Origin of the sequence: Kitasatospora sp. NPDC048239, from assembly GCF_043202015.1 — a bacterium.
Classification (GTDB): domain Bacteria; phylum Actinomycetota; class Actinomycetes; order Streptomycetales; family Streptomycetaceae; genus Kitasatospora.
In genome coordinates this window covers 1-2,832 of sequence record NZ_JBICZP010000015.1, presented here as the reverse complement: position 1 = coordinate 2,832, position 2,832 = coordinate 1, and the positions used below count along the sequence as shown (strand labels likewise).

The window sequence follows — 2,832 nt, the reverse complement described above, 5'->3', positions numbered from 1 at the left end:
CCGCGACGAAGCCCTCGCATGCCTGCGCCCCCGCCGGGTTCCCCCCCCCCCCCCGGCCGCACGGCGGTAACCAGTTTTTACCCCCCGGCCCCCCCCCCCCCCCCCCCCGGCCCCCCCCCCCCCCCCCCCCCGGCCGCTCCGGGCGGCGCGAAGCCGCGTCACCCCAGGGTCGCCGTCACCACGGTCGCGTCCAGGTCCTCGCACCACCCCAGGACCGGCGAAAGGCCCGCCTCGCCCGCCACCGCCAACGCCGTCGCCGCCTGGCGCTCACTGGTCTCGAACAGCAGCGCCCCGCCCGGCGCGAGCCACTCGGGCGCCGAGCGGGCAACTCTGCGCAGCACCTCCAGGCCGTCCGCGCCGCCGTCCAGCGCCGGACGCGCCTCGTGCACCCGCGCCTCCGCGGGCAGCAACTCGATGTCGGCGCTCGGCACATAGGGAACGTTCGCGATCAGCACCCCCACCCGCCCGCGCAACGCACCCGGCAGCGCCTCGAAGAGGTCCCCCTCGTACACCCCGGCCGCCACGCCCGCCAGATTGCGCCGTGCGCACCGAACCGCCGCCGCGTCCACATCCGCCGCGTGCAGCTCCACCGGGTACCCGACCGCCGCCGCCACCGCCGCGCCCAACGCGCCGCTGCCACAGCACAGATCCACCACCAGCGCGCCCTGACCCACCAGGGCCGCCGCACTGCTCACCAGGAACTCGCTGCGCCGCCGGGGGACGAACACACCCTCGTCGACACCGATCCGCAGACCGCAGAACTCCGCCCATCCCGCCACGTGTTCCAGCGGTCGGCCCTCGGCCCGACGGCGCACCATCAGCGCCAACTGGGCCGGCGATCCGGCCGCCTCCAACAGAACACGCGCTTCGTCCTCCGCGAACACGCACCCCGCGGCCCGCAGCCGGGCCGCCACCGAGGAACGCAACAACGAGGAAGAGAAAACCGACACAAGAACCCCTCAGGCAAAGGAAGAACCAACCTGGGGCCTCCCCGGGGGACACGCCACCCCGGCACCGACCAGTCCCATCGCCATACCCGAGGGCAACGGCTAGAACAACGGCGCCACAACGGCCCGACCGCGTACGGGGAGCACCCGCTCCAGCACACCGAACACCGGTCCCACCTCCCCTGATAGCAGACGGTCACAGACAGCTGCCGCCACAGTACACCACCGGCCACCCCGATCCCGGCGGTACAGTGGTCGCACGCCCACTACGGCTGGGCGGATGCCCGCGCGCCGACGAAGGCCGGGCCCGGAAAGCACCGAAGGAGTCCCACCGTGCCGACAGGCGTGGCCATCCGCGACCCTCGCGAGCAGCTGTTCGACGCCGCCGAACGCGTTCTGCTCCGCGGTGGTCCCAGTGCGTTGACCAGCCGCGCGGTCACCACGGAGGCCGACTGCGCGAAGGGCGTCCTGCACCGGCACTTCGCCGACTTCGACGCCTTCCTCGCCGACCTCGTCCTGGAGCGCTCCGCCCGCATCCACGGCCAGGCCGCCGACCTGCTGGCCCGGGCCGGCACCGGCACCGTCGCCGAGAACCTCACCGCCGCCCTGACCGACCTGTTCGAGTCGGTGGCCGTGGCGATCGTCAGCCTCGTCACCTCCCGTGACAGCCTGCGCGCGCGGCTGCGCGAGTCCATGCCCACCGGTGTCCCGCTGCTCACCGAGGCCACGGCCATGATCGCGTCCTACCTCACCGCCGAGCGCGAGTTGGGCCGCCTCACGGCCACCAGCGACATCGACGCCCTCGCCCCCACCCTCATCGGCACCACGCACATGCTCTTCGCCGACCGGACCGGCACCCCGCCGGAGCCCGCGGCCGTCCACCGCGCCGTCGCCACCGTCATCGCCGGCGCCACGCCCCAGCCCGCGGGCTGACGCGGCGGCGCCGCGCGGGCTGTCGTTCCTCGCGGCGTCGGCGCCTCAGGGCCCGGTTGCGCCCTGCGGGGCGGAGGTGCGGTAGCCGCCCACCGCGCCCGGCGGGACCAGACACGGGAGCAGCCACTCCCACAGGGCCCCCAGCCGGCGGGCCAACTCATCACCGCCGCAGCCGCTGCCGTGCACCACCTCCAGGCCGCAGGCCGCCGCCACCGCCAGGGACTCCACGCCCACCCCGCCCGAGCGCGCCCGCAGTTCGCCGGCCCGACGCGCCGAAGCCAGCAGCTCCCGGACCATCTGCGCCCAGACACCGTGCAGGCCCCCCACGCCGGAGCCCGCGACCGTGACGCCGCCGCTCCACAGCTCCTCCTCCCGGCCCAGTCGGAAGCCCGCCCGTACCACCACGTCCGACTCCAGCACCCGGACGAGCCAGAACCCGGCGTCGATCAGCCCCTGTAGCGGCGACACCCCCGCGCCCGCGGTGCAGCCTCCTCGTACCGCCGTCTCCGCACGCTCCACCACCGCCCGCGCCAACTCCTCCTTGGAGGCGAAGTGGAAGTACAGCGCACCCTTCGTCACTCCGGCGGCTCCGGCGATCCCGCCCAGCGTCGCCCCCGCATACCCCGAGCGGTCGAACTGCGCCGCTCCCGCCTCGACAAGACGCCCCCGCGTCCGCTCCGACCTCTCCTGCATCACGAACCCACAACCCCTCACACCGGAACCACAGAAAAAGAGAGGGCCGCCCCTGTCAGGCGACCCCCGTAGCCTCGGCCGCCATCGGCCACACCACCACACACCCGCGCCCGCAGGACATCCCCCACCCGGAGGGGAGGGAGGGCCCCGCCGCTACCGCACCTGCACGTACCGTCCGCCGCCGGCCGCCTCACCCACCACAGCCGCGCCCGCGCCACCCACACCCGCGCCCGAACCGCCCGCAGCCGCACCCGCTGCC

The 2,832-nt window shown here is 74.9% G+C and carries 3 protein-coding genes; 1 reads left to right on the top strand and 2 read right to left on the bottom strand.

Annotated elements, in window-relative coordinates:
* Positions 1-158 precede the first annotated feature (158 nt).
* Positions 159-950 (bottom strand): putative protein N(5)-glutamine methyltransferase, encoded by a 792-nt coding sequence (locus tag ACGFZP_RS31020; RefSeq protein WP_392939366.1) that lies wholly within the window; start codon positions 948-950, stop codon positions 159-161.
* Between the two features lie 330 nt (positions 951-1,280).
* On the opposite strand from ACGFZP_RS31020, the gene ACGFZP_RS31015 reads away from it, so the two are divergent.
* On the top strand, positions 1,281-1,880 hold the full coding sequence (locus ACGFZP_RS31015; RefSeq protein ID WP_392939364.1) for a TetR/AcrR family transcriptional regulator: 600 nt from the start codon (positions 1,281-1,283) through the stop codon (positions 1,878-1,880).
* A gap of 45 nt (positions 1,881-1,925) precedes the next feature.
* Here ACGFZP_RS31015 and ACGFZP_RS31010 read toward each other — a convergent pair whose 3' ends face one another.
* Positions 1,926-2,573, bottom strand: a complete 648-nt coding sequence (locus tag ACGFZP_RS31010; protein ID WP_392939363.1) for a ScbR family autoregulator-binding transcription factor — start codon at positions 2,571-2,573, stop codon at positions 1,926-1,928.
* Positions 2,574-2,832: the final 259 nt, after the last annotated feature.